The following is a 20610-nucleotide window of genomic DNA, read 5'->3' as shown; positions in this document are numbered from 1 at the left end:
AGTAGACTTTATAAATGAATTCAAAAAAGAGCCGAAAAGGTCAGATGACCTCTTCAGCTCTTTTTAATTCGACCCATTAAAAATTCCCCTACATTTTTTTATAGGCGTTACCCCATTCGACCATTGAGTCGAGAATAGGTTTCAGAGTAAGTCCAAGTTCGCTGAGGCTGTACTCAACTCTTGGTGGAACCTCCGGGTAAACTGTGCGAACTATGAGACCATCATTTTCCATGGAGCGCAAACTATCGGTGAGAACTTTCTGACTGATTCCCTCAAGATTTTTCTTTAATTCATTGAATCGCCAAGGGCGGTCTAACAGATTTCGGATAATCAGTAGTTTCCATTTACTGCCGATGAGCGAAACTGTGGTTGCAACCGGACATTCCGGCAATTCTTCTTTTGTTAACATATGATCGCCTCCTTGTATAACATCCTTTTTTATTGTTATATTTAATTTTAATGTAACAGACCAAAAGAAGCAATAGGTTATAAAAAAGTAACCAGGGTCACCTTTTTATGCCTATGTAATAAAAAAGTGCGTACTTTTGTCAGTTAAGAACTCTTGATATTATAATCTTGCAACAAAGATAACAACAAACAAAAATATCAGGAGGTAACAAAATGGCATTATCAAATCTTTTCGGATGGAAAAAGAAAGCAGAAACAGAAACCAGTGCAGCATGCGGAACAGCGTGTGGAGCAGCAGGTAAACCAGAGGAGAAACCGGCAGCATGCGGAACAGCATGTGGAGCAGCAGACAAACCGGAAGAGAAACCGGCAGCATGCGGAACAGCGTGTGGAGCAGCAGACAAACCAGCAGAGAAACCGACAGCATGCGGAACAGCATGTGGAGCATCTGACAAGTAGAATGATTTAAGGAAGGAGTTGGATAGGATGAGTCAGTATTTTTCTTTTCAGTGGCATATTACAGATGAATGTGATCAGCGGTGTAAGCATTGTTATATTTTCTCAGGCGAAGGCTGTAAGGAATTAAAGTCCATGACCTGGAAGCAGATGACAGAGGTAGTGGAAAACTGTGAGGATTTCTGCAAAGTATATGGCAGAGTACCATATTTCTATATTACTGGCGGAGATCCTATCCTTCATCCGGATTTTTGGAAATTAATGATATTACTGAAATCGAAAAAGATACCTTTTACCTTAATGGGGAATCCATTTCATTTGAACGACGAAATTTGCAGAATGTTAAAGGTTTGTGGTTGTGAGAAGTATCAGATGTCCCTTGATGGAATGCGAGAAACACATGACTGGTTCAGAAAGCCGGGAAGCTTTGATCTGACGATTGAGAAGATCGGATGTCTGAACAGAGCAGGAATAAAAAGTGTAATTATGAGCACGGTATCCAAAACAAATATGGAAGAGATACCGGATATTATTGATGAAGTTGTAAAAGCGAAAGTAAAGGTTTTTGCATTTTCGCGCTATGTGCCTACAGGTGGTGAAGTTGATACAAGCATGACACCGGAAGAATACAGAAAACTTCTGGAAGTTTGTGATGCAAAGTATAAGGCATATGAAAAGACAGGATGTGAGACCTATTTTAATAAAAAGGATCATTTGTGGACGCTGTATGAATATGAAACAGGAGAGTTTAAGCTTCCTGAGAGTACAGAGGCAGGAATGATCTATGGCGGCTGTAACTGTGGAAATTGTCATATTACCATATCTTCCAACGGAGATATTATGGCATGCAGAAGGGTGACAGACAGTAAAGTGGCCAATATTTTTGAAGACCGACTGGCAGACGTCTGGATCTGTCAGATGGAAAAATACAGAGATTACGATAAATTTGTAAAATGCAGTAAGTGTGAACTTAAGGCATGGTGCCGTGGATGTCCGGCAGTTGCCAATGGAACAAGCGGTAACTTTTATGGGGCAGATCCGCAGTGCTGGAAGTCAAGAAATGAGATTACCGGGGAATTATTGGAGGAGCAATAGAATGGATTTACAAACATGTTTAAAGAAGATGCAGCTGGTGGGAGTGCTTGCATTCGCAACGGTGGACAGTGAAGGAGCACCACAGATACGGAATATCAGTGCGATTCATTATGAGCCGGATGCACTCTATTTTTTCACCGCCAGAGGTAAAAATTTTTGTAAAGAATTAATGGAAGATGGCAGGGTTCAGGTTCTTGCTTATACAAAATACAAAGAAATGATTCGTTTGTCAGGAAAGGCTTACGCAGTGGCAGAGAATGAACAGAAAAAATGGATGGATATCATTTTTGAAGAACAGCCATATCTTGCAAATGTATATCCGGGGTATACAAGAGAAATCGGTATTATTTTCTGCATTGATAAGGCGGAAGTGGAATATTTTAACCTTGGAGTGAATCCGATTTTCCGGGAGACATATATTCTTGGAAATGTAAGTGTAAAAGAAAAGGGATATTACATAACAGAATCCTGTATCGGCTGCGGGACATGTATGAAACATTGTCCACAGAAATGTATTGAGAAGGGAACATCTTTTGTCATCCGACAGAATCACTGTCTGCACTGTGGAAACTGTTATGAACACTGTCCGGTGAAAGCGGTGATCAGGAAATGAATCAGGATGACAGAAGAAAATATTTAATTGAAGGATTGTTGAAAGAGCGACCAGAATATGAGAATATGCAGATCCCTTCAGATGCAGGCGAGCAGAAAATGCTGCTTCGGTCACTTATGAATATAAGAATGCCGAGAAAAATGGACCACGCATTTTTGCAGATTCAGGATGCGTACCTTTCAGAAGAAAATGAGAAGAAAGGGATTGTCACATTGGAAGATATCAGGGAGGTACAACCTGATCTTTCTATCTGGAAGGGCGATATTACAAGACTTAAGGTGGGAGCAATCGTAAATGCAGCCAACAGTGGTATGACAGGCTGCTATCAGCCTTGTCATAACTGTATTGATAATTGCATTCATACCTATGCAGGAATTCAGCTGCGAAATTATTGCAATGATATGATGATAAAACAGAGACATGAAGAACCGACAGGGCATGCAAAGATCACCCCGGCGTTTAATTTGCCCTGTGATCATGTGATTCATACAGTTGGTCCGATCGTACAGGGAAGGCTGACAAAGGGACATGAACGTTTACTGATATCCTGCTATGAATCGTGTCTTAGGATAGCAGATGAGAATGAGGTAAAGAGTATTGCTTTTTGTTGTATTTCAACTGGTGTATTCATGTTTCCAAATAAAAGAGCTGCTGAACTTGCAGTACAGACAGTAAAGCAATATAAAGAAAAGACAAAATCAAAGATAAAGGTGATATTTAATGTTTTTAAAGAGGAAGATGAACGACTCTACAAACAGTTACTCGGATAAGATGTTACAGATAAAAGAAAAGATTCAAGAAGCAGATGCTATTATAATCGGAGCTGGTGCGGGATTTTCCACATCAGCCGGTTTTGTGTATAACGGTGAAAGATTTGAAAAATATTTTTCGGATTTCAGAAAGAAATATGGATTTTCCGATATGTATGCAGGAGGCTTCTATCCATACAAAACATTGGAAAAACACTGGGGATACTGGTGCAGATATATCTATATTAATCGATATATGTATGCGCCAAAACCGGTATATCAGAACTTGTATGATCTGGTGAAAGAGAAGGATTATTTTGTACTGACGACAAATGTGGATCATTGCTTCCAAAAAGCCGGCTTTGATAAAAACAGAATCTTTTATACACAGGGAGATTATGGTCTGTTTCAATGTAGTGAGCCTTGCCATAAGGAAACCTATGACAATGAAGAAATCATAAAGAAAATGGTGCTGAGTCAGGGATTTCAGATAAAAGACGGGGAAATGCAAAAACCGGAAGACGGAGAAATAAAGCTTACGATTCCGACGAGTCTGATTCCATATTGTCCGCACTGTGGTAAGCCAATGAGTATGAACTTAAGATCGGATCAGACATTTGTTGAAGATGAGGGATGGCACCAGGCAGCAGAACGGTACGAGCAATTTATACAGGATCATAAAAAGCAGAAAATAGTGTTCCTTGAACTTGGTGTAGGATATAATACTCCCGGGATTATAAAATATCCGTTCTGGCAGATGACAAACACATTTCCACAAGCATTTTATGTGTGTCTGAATCAAGGTGAAGCCTATGCACCGGAAGAAATAAGGAAAAAATCTGTCTGCGTGAATGAAGATATCGGAGAAGTCCTGAAAGAACTGTAGACTTGTGATAAAGAACGGCTGTGAATGGAGCGAATAGTGACAAAGAGGGTGTGATAAAATGATAATACAAACAGGAATGAGAACAGATATACCTGCATTTTATTCAAAATGGTTTTTGAATCGGATAAAAGAAGGATATGTATGCGTGAGGAATCCCTATAATCCAAAACAGGTGACGAAATACAGCCTTTCACCGGAAGTTGTGGATCTGATCGCATTCTGCACGAAAAACCCTCTTCCAATGCTGCCGTTTCTTGATGAGTTAAAACCGTATGGTCAATACTGGTTTGTAACAATTACACCTTACGGAAGAGATATTGAGCCAAACGTTCCGGATAAAGAAACTGTGATGGAAGGTTTTAAAGCATTGTCGGATGTTGTAGGTATAGACAGTGTGGGATGGAGATATGATCCGATTTTCGTAGACGTGGAACATTCGGTGGAATGGCATATCTCTGAATTTGAAAAAATAGCAGCTACATTAAGCGGATACACAAAGACATGTGTAATCAGCTTTATAGATATTTATAAAAAGGTGGAACGCAATTTTCCAGAAGCAAAATCAGTGCGGGCAGAAGACAGGGCTATGATAGGAAAAGCATTTGTCAACATAGCGTCAAAGTACGGAATGGTTTTGAAGCCTTGTGCGGAAGGAGAAGAGCTTGCCAAATATGGTGCAGATTGCTCCGGATGTATGACTGTTCATACATTTGAGACAGCTCTTCATAGCAGGCTGGAAGTTCCAAAGAGAAAGAAAAATCAGAGAAATGGGGAATGTGCATGTCTATTGGGGACAGATATAGGTGCCTATGATACTTGCGGACATTTGTGTAAATACTGTTATGCGAATGTAAATCCGGTTTTGGTCAAAGAAAATATGAGAAAGCATAATCCTGATTCCCCGTTTTTAATTGGTGGATATATGCCAGGTGATATTATTCGTGAGGCAATACAGAAAAGCTGGATTGACGGACAGATTCGATTGGAGTTTTAGTAATTAGAGGACGTTTTGGGAAGAAAAATATAATGAGAAATGGGATGAGTGCACAAATAGTCAGATATGGTTCGGCAAATGATATTGATATTATGTTTTCAAACGGAATAAAAGTTATACATAAAAAATATTCGAATTTCTGCTCTGGAAGTGTGGCATGTAAATAAGTTTGGTAGAAAATTATAGAATATGCTATAGTTATAAAAGATAAATCAGAAAAGGCAGGAGGAACCACGCAATGAAAGACGAAAAATCTAAAATTATAGCAGTTGCCATTGAAAAAATGATTGGTTTTTATCAGGGGAATTTGAGAGATATCGAGCATTTCCTGAAAGTATGGGCATATGCAAAGACGATAGGGGAGCAGGAAAGTGTGGATGAAAACACACAGGAAGTTCTGGAACTTGCAGCGGTTGTGCATGACATATCCTGTCCACTTTGCCGTGAAAAATATGGGAACACAAATGGTAAAAATCAGGAACTTGAAAGTGAACCGCTGGTAAAGGAGTTTTTTGAAGGAATGTCTGTATCAGAACAGAAAGTGGAGCGTATTATCTGGCTGGTCACACATCATCATACATACACTAATATAGATGGGATGGATTATCAGATTTTAATAGAGGCAGATTTTCTTGTAAATGCAAGTGAGAGTAATTTTTCAAAAGTGTCGATTGAAAATGCGAAATCCTGTATTTTTAAGACGGCAGTGGGATGTAGGTTGTTGGAATCCATATTTTTAAGAGAAGAATAATAAAAAAATAACGGATAACAGGAGAAGCGGCTGATCGAAACAGGATTGGCTGCTTTTTGGTTTGTAGTCATAGAAAACGGATTGATTTCAAAAGTTGTTCTCAGTATAATGTAGAAAGAACAATGGAAAGAAAATAAATTTGGAGTAGTATTTATGACACAATCAAAACAAGATGAACTTTACAAAGCACTGCAGCAGAAAGGTTACCCGGACAGCCTCTGCCGGGAAATCGCATATAAACAGATGAATACAGATTACACAGCAACAAGAATGCTTGGATATCTGTACCGGATATCGGATCCGAGACCGGAAGACGTGGTGGATGAGATGCTGGCAATTCTAAGCGACCGGAACGCAATTATCCAGAAAAAAGAATTGGAACATGCGCAGACAACGATCAATAAGGTGTATCGCGAAGGTCTGTAAAAGGTGATCAGATTAAATATACGGATGAAAACAGGGGAAAAGGAATGATGAACGTAATAGAAATCAAAGACTTTAATGCGCCGGAATTGGATATTTATGCCAGGTGCACAGAAGCACGGCTTCTGAATAAAGATCACCCAGAAGAGGGAATGTTCATTGCAGAAAGTCCGAAGGTGATCGGCAGAGCGTTGGATGCAGGTTATGAGCCATTGTCTGTTCTTGTTGAAAAGAAGCAGATGGAAGAGAATGAAGAAACAAGCCAGATTATGAACAGATTTGATGATACGAAAGTATCGATTTTTACAGCGGATTTTGAGGTGCTGACTAAATTGACAGGCTTCAAACTGACCAGAGGAATGCTTTGTGCAATGAGACGGAAACCGCTTCGAAAATTTCAGGATCTGTGTGATGGGATAAACAGAATCGCGATTCTTGAAAATGTGCAGAATCCGACAAATGTAGGAGCAATTTTCCGGTCTGCAGCGGCTCTTAATATGGAGGCGGTACTTCTGAGTCCGGGATGCAGTGACCCGCTTTACAGACGGGCTTCCAGGGTGAGTATGGGAACCGTATTTCAGATTCCGTGGACATTTATCCGGGATAGCAATGAAATGCGGTGCAAGCGGGAAGTAATCTGGCCAAAACAGGTGATTGCAGAATTGAAAAAGCTTGGCTATAAGACGGCAGCACTTGCGCTGACTGATGATTCGGTCAGCATCGATGATCCGGAACTGATGAAGGAAGAAAAGTTGGCAGTTATTCTTGGAAATGAAGGTGAAGGACTGGAAAACGAGACAATAGCGCTATGTGATTATACGGTTAAAATTCCGATGACACATGGCGTTGATTCGCTGAATGTGGCAGCGGCGAGTGCGGTGGCATTCTGGCAGCTTGGGAAAATAAAGGTGTAATTATTCAGTACATTTAAGATGAAATGAAGGAGAAGAACGATGATCCCAACAATTGATATGAAGGCAACAGGAATCAGATTGAAAAGAATTATGAAGATGCATGGTTTTTCTGTGAAAGATGTGCAGCAGTATTTGGGACTCGGAAGTGTTCAGAGCGTTTACCACTGGTTGAATGGAAGCAGTCTTCCTACGATTGACAATTTATATGCACTCAGCGAATTATTTCAGCTGCCGGTAGATGAGCTGCTGTGTGGTAATAGAAAATTTATTGAATCGGATAAGAAATTCTTACAGCGCAGACATTTGCATGCATATTATGACAGACTTAGTGAAAGAAAAGTAGCATAACAGAGTGCTATTATACTACAAGTTCAATGACAAATGAGGAATCCTTCGGTAAAATTATTTCTATCAGAAGTTGGAAATGATTTTACAGGAGGATTTTTTTATGAGTGAGAAGATGTTAGTTACACAGGCACTGGATGAAAGAGATCTGTTAGTAAAGAAAATTACGGATAAAATTGCAAAGGCAAGCTTTGTAGATACGATTAAGCTGAATGAAGATAAAGTGTTTGCAAAAAGGATCGAGAAGACAGAATATGTAAAGGAAGCAGAGGCCGCATATCAGCAGATTGGAGATCTGATAGAACGTTTTCAGAAGATTGATGCAGCAATCGTAGAGTCGAATGCTAAGACAAAAATCAAGACATCTTATGGAACATTTACCGTTGCAGGAGCTATTTCTCTCAGAAGCAGACTTAGAGGTATAGATTCCTATGAAGGAGAAGCAGATTTTGAAGGGAAACTTCGAGAAAAGCTGAGTGATGAATATAATGAGCGAGTACGGTTTTGTGATATGAAGAACAGTCAGCTTCAGGCAACGGCGGAGAATATGCGTTTAAGTATTCTTGGGCGTGACACGAAAGTAAAAGATGACAAGCCGCTTGGTGTAGTTGATGCTTATGTCAAGGAAAATACAACAGAACTTATAGATCCTTTGGATGTAAAGAAAAAGCTGGAAGCATTGGATGAAAAACGGAATATTCTTTTGAAAGAACTGGATACACAGATTAAAGTGTCAAATGCAACTACATTTATAGAAATTGCCTGATGTATCATTGCCTGTATTGCGAAAATCCCGAACTTGGTTTCCCTGTAACAGGGTTAGGTTACAAGAAGGTAATACCGGTTTTGATTAACTGGATGCTCAGTAAAAAGTGGCGCAGTTGGTAGCGTACATGATTGCTAATCATGATGTCGCGGGTTCAAATCCTGCCTTTAAAGAGCTGATATTGGATGGTATATACATCTACAAACGTTAATCATTTTAGGTTTTGTTTGAATGTTTAATCATGAAGTGTTAACTATTTTGTTCTTAAATGGTTTTGTGTAAATAGAAAACTTTCATTTAGGCATAACAATGTGCTGAAATCCATGAAGCAGGTTAAGGTGTTAAACCAATTGACCAGGGATAATCCGCATGGCTGCAATGCAGGCATGTAGAGATAGAAGTCGCAGCGTAAAAGCTGCGGCTTTATTAGAAAATGAATAGAGAGAGTAGATTTATGAATGGGAGAAAAGGAAAATCAGTGAATAATATTTGGAAAAAAGAAGATTTTCAAATATGTGGGCTTGGTAAAAAAAGTAAGTTTGCAGCTAAAATAAAACATTTTAAAAGGTGTATGTATTGGAGTTGGCAGCGTGTCATAAGAGGATATGCGGAATGTGATAAATGGAATATGTATGTACATTTGCAAAATCTTATTCCAGAAATGTTACAGGATTTGCGAGATAACCGGATGGGATCACCAGGATATCTTGGAGAAAATTATACAAACAAAGAAGGAATTCTGGTAAATGATACTTGCCATGCAGAATGGAATAAAATTCTGGATCATATGATTTTTCTTTGGCGAGAGTCTAATGAAGAAACATGCAAGAGAAAGAACCCATATGATGAAGAGTATGGTAAAGCGTATAAAGAATTTGTGAAGAGATACGGTTTATTTGGAGAAAAATTGCAGACAGAAGAAGAATTGAAAGAAAGTCAGAAACATGGAAGCAGAACAATGCATTTTATGGATGAGATATCGGAATTTAAAGAAATATCGGAAAAATATTTTGCTGAAGATAAAGAATTGGAAAAGTATAGAGAACAGTGCAAAAATGAAGCGATGGATTTGCTGAAGGAACACTTTTTTGCACTTTGGGACTAAAAAATGAATTATCGAGGAAGTTATAGATAGTTTTAGGTTAAGTAAGGGAAAAAATTGCTATAGAAAAAATGTAGAATTTAAAGCAGAAAAGAGTTGTTTGTCCGCCGCACTAACTAAGTAGTACGGCGTTTCAAACTTATAAAAAATCCTGACAAGATACCAGCAAATCAATCTTCTTCCACTGTGTTTCTTCATCAATACAGTTTCCTTCTTCGACAGAAGCAAATCCGCACTGTGGCGAAAGTGCAATCTGATCACCGACAACCAGACGTGCTTCGGTGTAGCGTTTTTTCAGAAGATCATGATCTTCCAGAACTGGATTCTTGGTAGAAATCAGACCGGCAACAAAGATCGCATCCTTGTCTTTTAAAACACTCCATGGATCAAAAGAACCGGAGCGGGCATCATCATATTCTACAAAAAATGCATTATACGGAATTTCAGTAATCACCGGTGCAACGGAATCATAAAAACCGTGGAAAAGAGGATTTCCTTTAAAGTTACCCTTGCAGAAATGAGTTGCAATAAAGAAATCTTCTGGTTTGTTTTCCAGAGCTTTGGTTGATACCAGCTGGAACCAGCTTAAAATCTGTTCCTGTGTATACCCGAGAGCTGTTACTTTCTTTAAGAAGTTCTCATCAATGAGATAAGTCCAGGACGTATCGTCAATCTGCAGATAACGACAGCCGTGGACATAAAAATCCTGAATGGCATCCTGATAAGCTTTGGCAATATCATCGATCAAAGCATTGATATCGGTTCCGTAGTAAGGAGTTTCTTTGTTACCAAGCTGAAGAAAATGATCGATCAGGATCATATTTGGTCCGGAAATACATTTTTTTGCGGTAATGCCATCATACTTCTGTGCAAGTGAGTGGAGATAGTCCCAGGCGCGAAGTTCAGGGTGTGCTTTGTTTTTGTCGTAGAAGAATTTACCGGTTACTGTTCCGAGTTCAATTTCATTGAGGGTTCCGTTGATCTCTTTTGTAAAATGAATGGTATCAAATCCGTCAAATTCTTTTAACCAGTCCAAATGCCACCATCTGCGGCGGAATTCTCCATCTGTAACATATTTCAAGCCGTGAGAAACTTCTTTCTCTACCAGATCAGCAATTGTCTGATCTTCGATCTTTGTCAGGTCTTCTCTGGAAAGAGTACCTTCTTTGTAGGCTTTACGTGCTTCTTTAATTTCGGCAGGTCTGAGAAATGAACCTACGATGTCATATGTGAGATTTATCATAATAAAATTCCTCCCTGATATTGTACAAGTTGTGTTTGATTTATCTGTATTATGTCAAAAAATAGTGTGTTTGTATAATACGAAAAAAGTAGTGTTTGATATAGCTTTAAACTATGGATACCTGGTTGCTATTAAAATCAAATGCCAAATTGACTTTATTTAACCAGTATAGTACAATAAACATATACCCCTTATAGTATGGAGGAACTTAATATGAAGCAATGTATGGATGCAGATAATTTACATCGTCGTTTAAAAAAAATAATTGGTCAGGTACAGGCAATTGATCGCATGGTTGACGAGGATGTTCCATGTGAAGATATTCTTTCTCAGATTAATGCTGCTAAATCAGCTCTTCATGGGTGTGGAAAGGTTGTTTTAGAGGGACATATCAAACATTGTGTCAGAGATGGTATTGAGCATGGTGATGCGGATAAAACAATTGAACAATTTACAAAAGCGGTAGAACGATTTTCAAATATGAAATAATTGTCAGATACAAGTAAAAAAGTGGATGAGCCAGAAAATTTTCAGATGATCCCGGGAAGAGGCGTGTGTGCAGAGATAGAGGGAAAAAGGGTGCTTGCGGGTAATACGGAGTTATTAACAGCGTATCATGTGGAGATACCGGCTCTGGAAGATACGAAAGACTATATCAGACAGGGATGTACCATCATTTATGTATCTGTAAATAATACTTTTGCCGGTTTTCTTGCATTATCAGACACTGTACGCAAGGAAAGTGAAAACATGATAGATGAACTTTTAAAACTTGGTATATGTCCAGTCCTTTTGACCGGAGATCATGAAAATGCTGCAAATACGATAGCGTCTTTACTACATATTGAAGATGTAAAAGCAAACTGTATGCCAGAGAATAAGCTTGCATACATTGAACAATATCAAAAAAACGGAATGCCAGTATGCATGATTGGCGATGGTGTCAATGATGCTCCGGCATTAAAAAAAGCTGATGTTGGAATTGCTATGGGTGGTGTTGGAAGCGATATAGCAGTAGATGCTGCTGACATAGCATTAGTGGATGATGAGGTGAAAGAACTGCCACATCTGGTAGCATTGTCCAAGCATATGATGGTTACGATCAAACTGAATATGACTTTTTCAATGACTCTGAATTTCATAGCAATTACATTGGCAATTTTGGGAATCTTAAATCCTGTTGTTGGCGCACTCGTGCATAATGCGGGTTCAATATTTGTGATTATAAATTCAGCATTCTTATTAAAATGGGGGAGTAAAAAATAATGACAGTTAAGGTTATTGGTTTGATTATTGGAATTCTTATTTCATGTTTTGGTATTTATTATTTAGTAAAAGAAAAAAATGATTCAGAATCAAAAAAGATATATTCAATTGCTAGTGCACTTGGAATAATAATTTTCACTATATGTTTGGTTCTTTTGATTTTGTAAAAAAGATAATTTTTAGGAATAGTAACAGCGTGGGAATTCATAAAACTGAATATCCACGCTGTTATTCTGCTTACAATTCAAGTGAATCTTCTGCATCTACCCACATCTGCAAATTTCCAGCAAGATATAATCTCGCACATTCAAGTGGTTCATCGACTGCAAGTGAGGTCAATGCATAATCTGATCCGGGTGTGGTTTTTAAATTCTTTTCAGCTTTCCAGCAGTCAATGCGAAGCATGTAACCTGCGCTGGTATAAACATCAATACTATTGAGTTATGGATTGTATTCTGCAAATATCGTTCTCATCGTATCGAATCTCCTTATCATTCAATCATCAGTTACAAAAATCAGAAGCATTTCAATCAGTTCACCTTGTCACCTTTATTTTGTGTTATACTGTTTTATAGATTTTTCTTGCCCTTGTATTTGTCCTTATCAGAGTTCGTAAACAATGGTGGGACGATATAACACAAGGGAAACAATAAGGGAAAGCTCACCTGCGATAAATCCAGTGTTTTCAAGGACTTGCGGAGAATTTAATAACAAAATATAACAGTTATTTAAATTTCTTAAAACAGGTGAAATCTCAATCGGGATTTGTGTGGGGGTAATTATGAATATAGAATTTGAGGAATTAACACACCAGAATTTTTCGGATGCTTGTAATATTGATAGAGACGATATACCCGAGGGTTTTGTTGATACGGCTTCAACTATAATGAATCTTACGGATTACGGTGTTAATCATCATTGTATTGGGCATACCTTCGTTGTAAAGTATCATGAAAAGCCGATAGGGCTCATTCTTCTGGGAGAGGCAATTCCCTGGAAAACAGATCCGCCGGAAATGAGTAACGAGCCTTTTTACCGTTTGATGGGATTTGTAGTTGATAAAGAATTTCGTGGTTGTGGGATTGGCGGAGAAATATTGGAACAGACGATACAGCTTGTTTATCGTGACTTTGGCAAACGTCCCATTGCGTTAGGATGCCATAAGGATAATATTCAGGCAGAACGTTTTTATTTACGGCATGGGTTTCGAAAAACAGCTGTTATGGAAGGAAACGACTACTATTATTTAAGATATACGAATGGATAACAATCAAAAGTTGTGGAGGATATGCACATGGCAAGACCCATCAAGAAAAAAGCAATGATTCAAACGGAACGGCTCACGTTAAAGCCGTATTCTGCGCAGGATGCCGATGAACTGCTGGACATTCTTACAATGCCGGAAGTTACAGACACCTTTATGGTACCGAAAATGGAATCTCGGCGTTGTCTGGAAGAATTGGTACAGAAGTTGATCTCTTTCAGCCAGGTGGAAGATGATAAACATCTGGAATATGGCATTTATTTGAATGGAAAAATCATTGGCTTTATCAATGACTGTGGAATTGAAGATGATGAGATAGAAATCGGATATGTTGTCCACCCACGCTACCAGGGGTGTGGGTATGCAACAGAAGCGGTGCATGCAGTGATTACAGAGTTACGTGAAATGGGATTCCGAAAGATTACCGCAGGCTATTTTGCGGAGAATACTGCGAGCCTTCGCGTGATGGAAAAGTACGGGATGCGGCAGACGGACGAAACCGAGGAAGAAGAATATCACGGGAGAAAACACATCTGCAAGTATTGCGAACTTTGTTTTTGACAAATTCAAGTTTGCTGAAGAAAACAAAAATCACTCATGTCCTTTGTCATACAGTTTCTGTATATTTTCTGGAAGTTTGTCAGGCAACATGGCATTTATAGTATCTTCGTTACCATCTTTCATTGCTGTTTCATAATACCAGCACTTAAATTTTAAGAGGGAAAGAGTTTTTTGAAGTTCCCGGATTTCAGTTTCAACAGCTGATTTTCTGGATTCAAATAATTCTTTCCTTTTTTCATAGCTGGAGCTGCCTTCAGATACCCAGATGAAAAATTGCTTTATATCTTTGATCTCAAGACCGGATTTCTTCAGACATTCAATAATACGAAGAGCTTCCAGTTCATTATCGCTGAAATAACGGATGTTTCCCTTACGTTCCAGATTAGGGAAAAAGCCTTCCTTGTCATAATATCTTAAGGTAGAAACAGGAATACCAAACATTGCAGAGACCTGACCGATTGTATACATAATAAACCTTCTTTCAAAAAGTGCTTGACCTAAAGTTAACTTCAGGTTATATGATATTTATATCATATACTATTGTTAGTGTATTTACAAGAAATTTTGCATATGGAAGGATGATAAATATGTTAAAAACAGAAGAATTAAAGCTGGTATCTGAATGGGATAAAACTTTTCCACAGAGTGAAAAAGTAGATCATCAGAAAGTAACATTTGTAAATCGTTATGGAATCACACTTGCTGCAGATCTGTATAAGCCGAAAAATACATCTGGGAAATATCCTGCGATTGCCGTAAGTGGACCATTTGGCGCAGTCAAAGAACAGTGTTCCGGATTATATGCGCAGACGATGACTGAAAAAGGATATCTTACCATTGCATTTGATCCTTCTTTTACGGGGGAAAGTGGAGGCAATCCAAGATACATGGCTTCACCGGATATTAATACAGAAGATTTTATGGCTGCTGTAGATTTCCTTTCTGTTCGAGAAGATGTGGATCGGGATAAAATAGGAATCATTGGAATCTGTGGATGGGGTGGAATGGCACTTAACGCAGCTGCATTGGATACAAGAATAAAGGTAACTGTTGCATCTACTATGTATGATATGACAAGGGTAAATGCGAATGGGTACTTTGATTCTGAGGACAGTGAAGAAGCACGTTATGCGAAGAAACAGTCGCTGAATACCCTTAGAACACAAGAATACCGTAAAGGCGAATATTCCAGAGGCGGTGGTTGTGTTCCTCTTCCGGTTCCGGAAGATGCGCCTTTCTTCGTTAAAGATTACAGTGAGTATTATAAAGGCAGATGTTATCATAAAAGGAGCCTGAATTCCAATGATGGCTGGAACAGTATTGGATGTATGTCATTTATGAATCAGCCAATATTAAAGTACAGTAATGAAATCAGAAATGCAGTTCTTATCGTTCACGGAGAAAAAGCGCACAGCTATTATTTTGGAAAAGATGCTTATGAGAATATGATCAAGGACAGCAAGTACACATCCAATAAAGAACTGCTAACAATTCCAGGGGCTGTTCATACAGATCTTTACGATAATCTGGATGTAATTCCATTTGATAAAATCCAGAAATTTTTTGAAGAAAATGGGGTTGGTTAGTCATGACATGTGAGGAATATTTGAGTAATATAAAGCCCGGATATACTGTAGATGGTGGAAGTGAAGAGCATCTGGTTATGCACGAGTTGTCTCAAAGAGCATTAAAAATAACAATGGAGCTGAATAACAAATATCATACAAAAGGAGAAATTTAATCATGGCAAAAAAAGTATTGATCATATCGACAAGTCTTCGAGGAGGAAGCAATTCTGATATACTCGCAAAAGAGTGTGCAAAGGGAGCAAAAGAAGCCGGGCATGATGTGGAACTTCTTTCTTTGAAAGGAAAAGATATAAAATATTGTATCGGTTGTCTTTCCTGCCAGAAGACTGGGATGTGTGTACTGAAGGATGATGTTGCTGATATTATGGCAAAGGTAAAGGATGCGGAGGTCATTGTCTATGCAACACCAATTTATTACTATGAGATGTGCGGTCAGATGAAAACACTTCTTGATAGATTGAATCCTTTATATTCGACAGATTATTCATTCAGAGATATTTATATGATTGCAACTGCCGCTGAAAATGATGAAAGTGCATTTGAAAAAGCCTATAATGGTCTGCAAGGCTGGGTAGACTGTTTTGAAAAGGCTTCCTTGAAAGGCATGATCGGTGGCGGTGGGATTAATGATGCAAATACAGCTGCAAGCCATGTAGATGTAATGAAGAAAGCATATGAACTTGGAAAAAAATTATAAGTTTGAAAAGAGTACCCAATGCCGGAGTTATGGCAGCAAATGGACTGGGGTATCCGGTATCCATCGAAGGTGCTGCAAAATATTGGCGAGAGGATATTCTTGTACAGCGAAGAATTTCTCCTGAAATCACGACAAGTACTGTGATTGCCTGGAGACGAAATATTCCATATTCTCTGGCAGTCAGTAAAATGATAGAAGAAATAAATGCTTTTCAGGCATAGAAGAGAATTCAATATAAGCATTAGACATAATAAAATAATTGGGTATAAAATAGATGTATAAGAGAAAATCAAATCTTATACATCTATTTTTATGCGAGAAATTCGCAAAGAAAGGGGCTTTTTATTATGAGTAAAAAATTAGTTGCATTTTTCAGCGCAAGCGGAACAACAAAAAAAGTAGCAGAGATGATTGCAGAGGAAGTAAAAGCTGATTTATTTGAGATTGAACCGAAAGTTCCATATACAAAAACTGATCTGAATTGGATGGATAAAAAATCCCGCAGCAGTGTGGAAATGAGTGATAAGAAATACAGACCGGAGATTATGAAAAAAGAGATGGATATGAGTTCTTATGACGAGATTCTTTTAGGATTCCCTAAAATGGAGTACAGTTTATAGTAGTGTATAGCGTGTACCAAGTTATAATTATGGGGTTGAAAATAACAGTATACACAGATAATGTGGAAAAATGTGTATGACGTTTATATAGAAAATAACATTGAAAAAGAAATTCAAGAATGGGTAAATTCATTAAATTTAAAATAGAATAATAATTACATGAGTGACAGAAGATAAGAATCTGAATTCCCTGTCACTTTTATATTATTTGATAAGAAAAAAGAACTGGTTTATATCCGATAAGAATATAGACTGGTTCTTATTTTTAATATGCTATTATATACACAGGGAGTCGGGGAATGTCGAACTATAGCAAGCCGGAAAAGAAAGCATTGATATCGGTATGAAAGAGTTTTGCAAGTGCAACTAATTCAGATGCCTTAATGTTCATGCGATTTGTTTCCAGTTTGGCATAGGTACTTTTGGTGATGGAGATACCCATAAGATTTAATTTTGCAACTACTTGGTCTTGAGTCATATTGTTTTTATATCGAATTGCTTGGATATTTTTACCAATATCCATATCTGGTCTAATCTTTTGCATAATGATGAACTCCCCTTATAAAATAAAAAGATTCGTAATACAGAAACATATATATTGATTCTAAAGAATTTAAATTTTATAATGTTTCGTAATAAGGAATTATTTTTAACAGGAAGAGGTAAAAGTATAATGGATGTGGAGATGGAAAAGAGAAAATTTTTAAATCTATGTGGCAAAAGAGATCGAGCATTATTGTCAGGTGAAAAAAGAATGACATTGGGGGATATGGAACGATTGACATATCTGACAGAATTTTTTGAACTGGAGAACTATGGAATCGCCTTATGGAAAGAATTTGGTGATGATGTAAAAGAGCCATTTGAAGCGATGATGAAAATGTTAGATGAGCCGGAGTGCATAGAAGATCGATGGCTTGATGACGAAGCAAAAGGGGAAAAGTGGTTGTTAGAATTTCAGGAACTGGCATTAACGGAAGAATACAGGGAATGGATTCGAAATTATATCGATAAAAAATATGAAGAAAGAGGATTACCATATCCGACAGGAGCAGACTTCGATTAAGAGGTCTGCTTTTTTCTGGTCTTTTGGGAGGTGATAAGAGGTGGAAGTAAGTATTTATGAACTCTTGGCGGCAGCAAGAGAATCGGCTAAATCTGATTATATAAAAGGGGACAGCATTTTGTGTGAGAAGAGATTTCATCCAGATACCCATTACATGGTAGAAATGGAGCTGTTAGGAAATGATAACAAGCTGGGAGAAAAGGGGAATTACATACGAAAGTTTCTGACAGAACCGGAGTATCTTCCCATTTTACAAAAGCAGGAAAAACACCTCATAAAAATAAAAAGACAGGCGATTGTTCAAAAAGGAAACTTGCGATATATCCCTCCCCCGGACAGGCTGGACCGCCGACGGGAGAGGGATATTTTATAACCGGCTGCGAAGGAACAGTAGTGTTCCTCTGGCGATAGTGGTATAAAAAAGCCAGATTTTCCGCAGGTTTTGGGACGCTGGAACATGGAAAAGTGTTCACGAATGGCACTTTTGCAACAATCCGTTGCAGCAGTGAAAGCATTTTTGACCTTACGTTAAACAGAAAAATGAAAGGGTGTGATTGTGATAATCATAGGAATTGATCATGGCTATTATGCCATTAAAACAAGACAAGTGTCTTTCCCAAGTGGAATTATTGGGTATGATTACGAGCCGTATACCATGCAGAATGTTCTGCAATATCAAGGAAAGTATTATGTCTGCGGTACGGGAAGACAGACGCTGGTAAAAAATAAAACGTCAAATGATAATTATTATCTGCTGACGTTGGCAGCCATTGCAGAAGAAATCAAGCATCGGAAAGCGGAACGAAAGACAGAGGTAATTCTGGCTGTCGGACTTCCGCTTTCAAGTTTTGGAAGAGAGAAACAGGGATTCAGGGAGTATCTGTTGCGGAAAGAGCAGCCAGTGCGATTTTTATATGAAAGTGAGTTATATGAGATAACAATAAAAGATGTGAAACTGTTCCCACAGGGATACTCTGCGCTTGCTCTGCATCCAGAGTATCTGAAGAATGAACCGTCTGTTCTGCTTGTTGATATTGGTGGCTGGACCGTTGACCTTATGAGGCTGGACAATGCTGTTCCGAATGCAGCAACGTGCAGAAGTCTGGAACTTGGAGTAATCCGATGTATTGATGAGACAGCAGAACAAGTGCGTAGAAATACCGGACTGTCTGTGACAGAAACTCAAATTGAGCGTGTGCTTCGGAGGGAATCTTGCAGTATGGCAGAGGAGGCCAGACGGATCATACAGGAAAACGGACGGAAATATATAGAAAGAATACTGTCTGCGGTGACAGAATCCGGGTTTGATCTCCGGGCAGTACCCACCGTATTTATGGGGGGAGGCTCCGCAATTTTAAAACGCCACGTGACCGCACAGGACGCGATTTGCCGCCCCGTTTTTATAGAGGACGTCCATGCCAACGCAACAGGGTATGAACGGATTGTAGAGCAGATGTGGACGAGATGACACGCCCGGTATATTCGTTCCGCCCGAACCTGAAAAATCCAGAACACCAGAGGGCATGGGAGAAATTTCAAAGTGTTCCAGAAGGGCAGAAAAGCCAGTATCTGGTTCAGGCAATTCTGGAAAAAGAGGATCGGAAATGGATGGAAGAAGTCATTCAAAAGACGATAAAAGAAAGTGTTCGGGAATTAGGAATATGTGGCACTACGGAACAATCGACAACGAAACTATCATCGGAAGAAATACCAGATCAGATGATGGATTTTCTATCTCAAATGGAAAATTTGTAAAGGGGGTGAGGCCTATGATTGCACGATACATACATTGTTGGATCTGCTAGGGGTAAGGCAAGAAATGCATCGATATCTTTGGTGGGTATTGTGAATAGCTTTCCATGCGGCTTTGGAGTATGTTGTGTGTAGCAAAAGTGAAAGGAGAAAGGTTATGGCAGAGATGAAAAATATCTGCGGAAAGATCCCGATGGACTTACATGAGAAAGTAAGAGAAGAGATTGAACTCACAGAAAGCAGCACACAAAAATTTTTACAACAGGTCATTGAAGAACATTTCAACAGAGTGGAAGGAAAAGGAGAAATAAGCATGGGAGCAGTAAGAACAGTAGCAGTACAGGTATCAGAGGAATTATTCCAGAGATTAAAAGTAGTCATCGGAAAGAAACACATGAAACAGAAAGACTTCTTAATTCAGATTATAGAAGAAGCACTGGAAAAGGTAGAGGTCGAATGGCAAAGCAAAGAGCAGCCTGAAGAATCCGAACAGACAACTGGAGAATTGGGAACAGAAGAAACTCAACCGGAAGAAAGAACTGAGCCGGAAAGGGAAAGTGAACCAGAAGAGGAAGCCGAACCGGATGGAGAAAGTGAACCGAAAGAGGAAAACAAACCAGAAGGGGAAAGTGAACCGGAAGAGGAAACTGAACCAGAAGGAGAGACTGATCCGGAAGAATCTAAAGCAGAAGAACCAACAGAATGGTAACCAATTGATACAGAATAACGAAGGGCGGTATGAGAGATCATGCCGCCTGTTTTTATCAGCAAAAAGGAGGTTGATAGCCGCAACCATTCAATTTTTTGATCTCTTTAGCGGAATCGGGGGATTTCGTGAAGGCTTAAGACGGGCAGGAAACTTTGTCTGTGTCGGACATTGCGAGGTGGATACTTATGCGGATAAGAACTACCGATTGCTGTTTGATACGGAAGGGGAGTGGTATTGTAATGACGCAAGAACAATCGAACCAGAACGAATGCCAGATTTTGATTTACTCTGTGCAGGATTTCCTTGCCAGGCATTCTCTATCGCCGGAAAGCGAGAAGGAT

The 20610-nt window shown here is 38.8% G+C and carries 31 protein-coding genes, 1 tRNA gene and 2 pseudogenes; 29 read left to right on the top strand and 5 right to left on the bottom strand.

Translation table 11 applies throughout. The features are described from left to right. Window positions 1-88 precede the first annotated feature (88 nt). On the bottom strand, window positions 89-409 hold the full coding sequence (locus G4407_RS04530) for a winged helix-turn-helix transcriptional regulator (RefSeq protein WP_173687922.1): 321 nt from the start codon (window positions 407-409) through the stop codon (window positions 89-91). Between the two features lie 212 nt (window positions 410-621). Here G4407_RS04530 and acgA point away from each other — a divergent pair, with 212 nt between their 5' ends. From acgA to G4407_RS16520, 13 genes are all read left to right on the top strand, one after another. Further along, the gene (acgA, locus tag G4407_RS04525; RefSeq protein ID WP_173687921.1) at window positions 622-867 is read left to right on the top strand and encodes an ACGX-repeat peptide; all 246 of its coding nucleotides are present in this window, start codon (window positions 622-624) and stop codon (window positions 865-867) included. Window positions 868-894: 27 nt separating this feature from the next. Beyond that, a complete protein-coding gene (gene acgM, locus G4407_RS04520) occupies window positions 895-1959 on the top strand; it encodes a radical SAM/SPASM domain protein, ACGX system (protein WP_173687920.1) in 1065 nt (354 codons plus the stop codon). Between the two features lies 1 nt (window position 1960). After that, entirely contained in the window at window positions 1961-2572 is a 612-nt protein-coding gene (locus G4407_RS04515) for a 4Fe-4S binding protein (protein WP_173687919.1), read from the top strand. Further along, window positions 2569-3342, top strand: coding sequence for a protein-ADP-ribose hydrolase (locus G4407_RS04510; RefSeq protein WP_173687918.1), 774 nt, complete (start codon window positions 2569-2571; stop codon window positions 3340-3342). Before G4407_RS04515 ends, G4407_RS04510 begins: the two co-directional genes overlap by 4 nt. Then, window positions 3293-4207: an SIR2 family NAD-dependent protein deacylase gene (locus G4407_RS04505; protein ID WP_173687917.1), complete on the top strand. Its 915-nt coding sequence runs from the start codon at window positions 3293-3295 to the stop codon at window positions 4205-4207. Before G4407_RS04510 ends, G4407_RS04505 begins: the two co-directional genes overlap by 50 nt. A 58-nt stretch (window positions 4208-4265) precedes the next feature. After that, window positions 4266-5201, top strand: coding sequence for a DUF1848 domain-containing protein (locus G4407_RS04500; protein WP_173687916.1), 936 nt, complete (start codon window positions 4266-4268; stop codon window positions 5199-5201). A gap of 238 nt (window positions 5202-5439) precedes the next feature. After that, window positions 5440-5952: an HD domain-containing protein gene (locus G4407_RS04495; protein WP_173687915.1), complete on the top strand. Its 513-nt coding sequence runs from the start codon at window positions 5440-5442 to the stop codon at window positions 5950-5952. A 153-nt stretch (window positions 5953-6105) separates the two neighbouring features. Next, window positions 6106-6378, top strand: a complete 273-nt coding sequence (locus G4407_RS04490; protein ID WP_173687914.1) for a hypothetical protein — start codon at window positions 6106-6108, stop codon at window positions 6376-6378. Between the two features lie 44 nt (window positions 6379-6422). Further along, window positions 6423-7289 carry a TrmH family RNA methyltransferase gene (locus G4407_RS04485; protein ID WP_173687913.1) on the top strand — a complete coding sequence of 289 codons (867 nt, stop codon included), beginning with the start codon at window positions 6423-6425 and terminating at the stop codon, window positions 7287-7289. A 39-nt stretch (window positions 7290-7328) separates the two neighbouring features. Continuing rightward, on the top strand, window positions 7329-7637 hold the full coding sequence (locus tag G4407_RS04480; RefSeq protein WP_173687912.1) for a helix-turn-helix domain-containing protein: 309 nt from the start codon (window positions 7329-7331) through the stop codon (window positions 7635-7637). A gap of 100 nt (window positions 7638-7737) precedes the next feature. Further along, window positions 7738-8400, top strand: coding sequence for a hypothetical protein (locus G4407_RS04475; protein WP_173687911.1), 663 nt, complete (start codon window positions 7738-7740; stop codon window positions 8398-8400). Between the two features lie 100 nt (window positions 8401-8500). Next, window positions 8501-8571, top strand: a tRNA-Ser gene (locus G4407_RS04470). 517 nt (window positions 8572-9088) lie between these two features. Further along, window positions 9089-9505, top strand: coding sequence for a hypothetical protein (locus G4407_RS16520; protein ID WP_243868758.1), 417 nt, complete (start codon window positions 9089-9091; stop codon window positions 9503-9505). Between the two features lie 136 nt (window positions 9506-9641). On the opposite strand, the gene G4407_RS04460 is transcribed toward G4407_RS16520, so the two are convergent. Then, on the bottom strand, window positions 9642-10745 hold the full coding sequence (locus tag G4407_RS04460) for a uroporphyrinogen decarboxylase/cobalamine-independent methonine synthase family protein (protein WP_173687910.1): 1104 nt from the start codon (window positions 10743-10745) through the stop codon (window positions 9642-9644). Between the two features lie 213 nt (window positions 10746-10958). Here G4407_RS04460 and G4407_RS04455 point away from each other — a divergent pair, with 213 nt between their 5' ends. The 3 genes from G4407_RS04455 (at window position 10959) to G4407_RS04445 (ending at window position 12178) form a co-directional block, all read left to right on the top strand. Then, entirely contained in the window at window positions 10959-11234 is a 276-nt protein-coding gene (locus G4407_RS04455; protein ID WP_173687909.1) for a metal-sensing transcriptional repressor, read from the top strand. A gap of 63 nt (window positions 11235-11297) precedes the next feature. Then, entirely contained in the window at window positions 11298-12011 is a 714-nt protein-coding gene (locus G4407_RS04450) for an HAD-IC family P-type ATPase (protein WP_330585969.1), read from the top strand. Next, entirely contained in the window at window positions 12011-12178 is a 168-nt protein-coding gene (locus G4407_RS04445) for a hypothetical protein (protein WP_019162966.1), read from the top strand. Before G4407_RS04450 ends, G4407_RS04445 begins: the two co-directional genes overlap by 1 nt. A 70-nt stretch (window positions 12179-12248) precedes the next feature. Here G4407_RS04445 and G4407_RS04440 read toward each other — a convergent pair whose 3' ends face one another. Further along, window positions 12249-12443, bottom strand: a complete 195-nt coding sequence (locus G4407_RS04440) for a DUF6061 family protein (protein ID WP_330585980.1) — start codon at window positions 12441-12443, stop codon at window positions 12249-12251. Between the two features lie 349 nt (window positions 12444-12792). Here G4407_RS04440 and G4407_RS04435 point away from each other — a divergent pair, with 349 nt between their 5' ends. Both G4407_RS04435 and G4407_RS04430 read left to right on the top strand, forming a co-directional pair. Beyond that, on the top strand, window positions 12793-13278 hold the full coding sequence (locus tag G4407_RS04435) for a GNAT family N-acetyltransferase (protein WP_173687908.1): 486 nt from the start codon (window positions 12793-12795) through the stop codon (window positions 13276-13278). A 27-nt stretch (window positions 13279-13305) separates the two neighbouring features. Next, complete coding sequence (locus G4407_RS04430; RefSeq protein ID WP_173687907.1) at window positions 13306-13836, top strand: GNAT family N-acetyltransferase; 531 nt, start codon at window positions 13306-13308, stop codon at window positions 13834-13836. A 30-nt stretch (window positions 13837-13866) separates the two neighbouring features. Here G4407_RS04430 and G4407_RS04425 read toward each other — a convergent pair whose 3' ends face one another. Further along, on the bottom strand, window positions 13867-14304 hold the full coding sequence (locus tag G4407_RS04425; RefSeq protein WP_173687906.1) for a MerR family transcriptional regulator: 438 nt from the start codon (window positions 14302-14304) through the stop codon (window positions 13867-13869). Between the two features lie 119 nt (window positions 14305-14423). Here G4407_RS04425 and G4407_RS04420 point away from each other — a divergent pair, with 119 nt between their 5' ends. From G4407_RS04420 to G4407_RS04405, 5 genes and pseudogenes are all read left to right on the top strand, one after another. Further along, window positions 14424-15422 (top strand): alpha/beta hydrolase, encoded by a 999-nt coding sequence (locus G4407_RS04420; protein WP_173687905.1) that lies wholly within the window; start codon window positions 14424-14426, stop codon window positions 15420-15422. Between the two features lie 20 nt (window positions 15423-15442). Then, window positions 15443-15577: a hypothetical protein gene (locus G4407_RS16700; RefSeq protein WP_274597642.1), complete on the top strand. Its 135-nt coding sequence runs from the start codon at window positions 15443-15445 to the stop codon at window positions 15575-15577. Between the two features lie 2 nt (window positions 15578-15579). Further along, a complete protein-coding gene (locus G4407_RS04415; protein ID WP_173687904.1) occupies window positions 15580-16122 on the top strand; it encodes a flavodoxin family protein in 543 nt (180 codons plus the stop codon). 17 nt (window positions 16123-16139) lie between these two features. Beyond that, window positions 16140-16343 (top strand): annotated as a pseudogene (locus G4407_RS04410) (hypothetical protein); the annotation flags it as partial. A gap of 126 nt (window positions 16344-16469) precedes the next feature. Further along, window positions 16470-16721, top strand: a pseudogene (locus G4407_RS04405) (flavodoxin); the annotation flags it as partial. A 328-nt stretch (window positions 16722-17049) separates the two neighbouring features. Here the strand turns inward: G4407_RS04405 and G4407_RS04400 are convergent. After that, the gene (locus G4407_RS04400) at window positions 17050-17286 is read right to left on the bottom strand and encodes a helix-turn-helix domain-containing protein (RefSeq protein WP_005341369.1); all 237 of its coding nucleotides are present in this window, start codon (window positions 17284-17286) and stop codon (window positions 17050-17052) included. A 210-nt stretch (window positions 17287-17496) separates the two neighbouring features. Here G4407_RS04400 and G4407_RS04395 point away from each other — a divergent pair, with 210 nt between their 5' ends. From G4407_RS04395 to G4407_RS04370, 6 genes are all read left to right on the top strand, one after another. After that, window positions 17497-17808 (top strand): hypothetical protein, encoded by a 312-nt coding sequence (locus G4407_RS04395; protein ID WP_215727210.1) that lies wholly within the window; start codon window positions 17497-17499, stop codon window positions 17806-17808. Window positions 17809-17848: 40 nt separating this feature from the next. Continuing rightward, window positions 17849-18181: a DUF5720 family protein gene (locus G4407_RS04390; RefSeq protein WP_118305907.1), complete on the top strand. Its 333-nt coding sequence runs from the start codon at window positions 17849-17851 to the stop codon at window positions 18179-18181. Between the two features lie 186 nt (window positions 18182-18367). Further along, the gene (locus G4407_RS04385) at window positions 18368-19276 is read left to right on the top strand and encodes a ParM/StbA family protein (RefSeq protein ID WP_044912250.1); all 909 of its coding nucleotides are present in this window, start codon (window positions 18368-18370) and stop codon (window positions 19274-19276) included. Next, window positions 19273-19563 carry a hypothetical protein gene (locus G4407_RS04380; protein WP_007884594.1) on the top strand — a complete coding sequence of 97 codons (291 nt, stop codon included), beginning with the start codon at window positions 19273-19275 and terminating at the stop codon, window positions 19561-19563. The genes G4407_RS04385 and G4407_RS04380 overlap by 4 nt, the downstream gene beginning before the upstream one ends. 154 nt (window positions 19564-19717) lie before the next feature. Then, window positions 19718-20269 (top strand): hypothetical protein, encoded by a 552-nt coding sequence (locus G4407_RS04375; RefSeq protein WP_007884604.1) that lies wholly within the window; start codon window positions 19718-19720, stop codon window positions 20267-20269. 46 nt (window positions 20270-20315) lie between these two features. After that, window positions 20316-20610, top strand: a 295-nt coding sequence (locus tag G4407_RS04370; protein ID WP_243868764.1) for a DNA cytosine methyltransferase, incomplete at its 3' end; no start/stop codon positions are given.

The sequence above is a fragment of the Allocoprococcus comes genome, from assembly GCF_013300725.1.
GTDB lineage: Bacteria > Bacillota > Clostridia > Lachnospirales > Lachnospiraceae > Allocoprococcus > Allocoprococcus comes_A.
The sequence above is the reverse complement of the archived record's forward strand: the minus strand, read 5'-3'. Positions and strand labels throughout refer to the sequence as shown.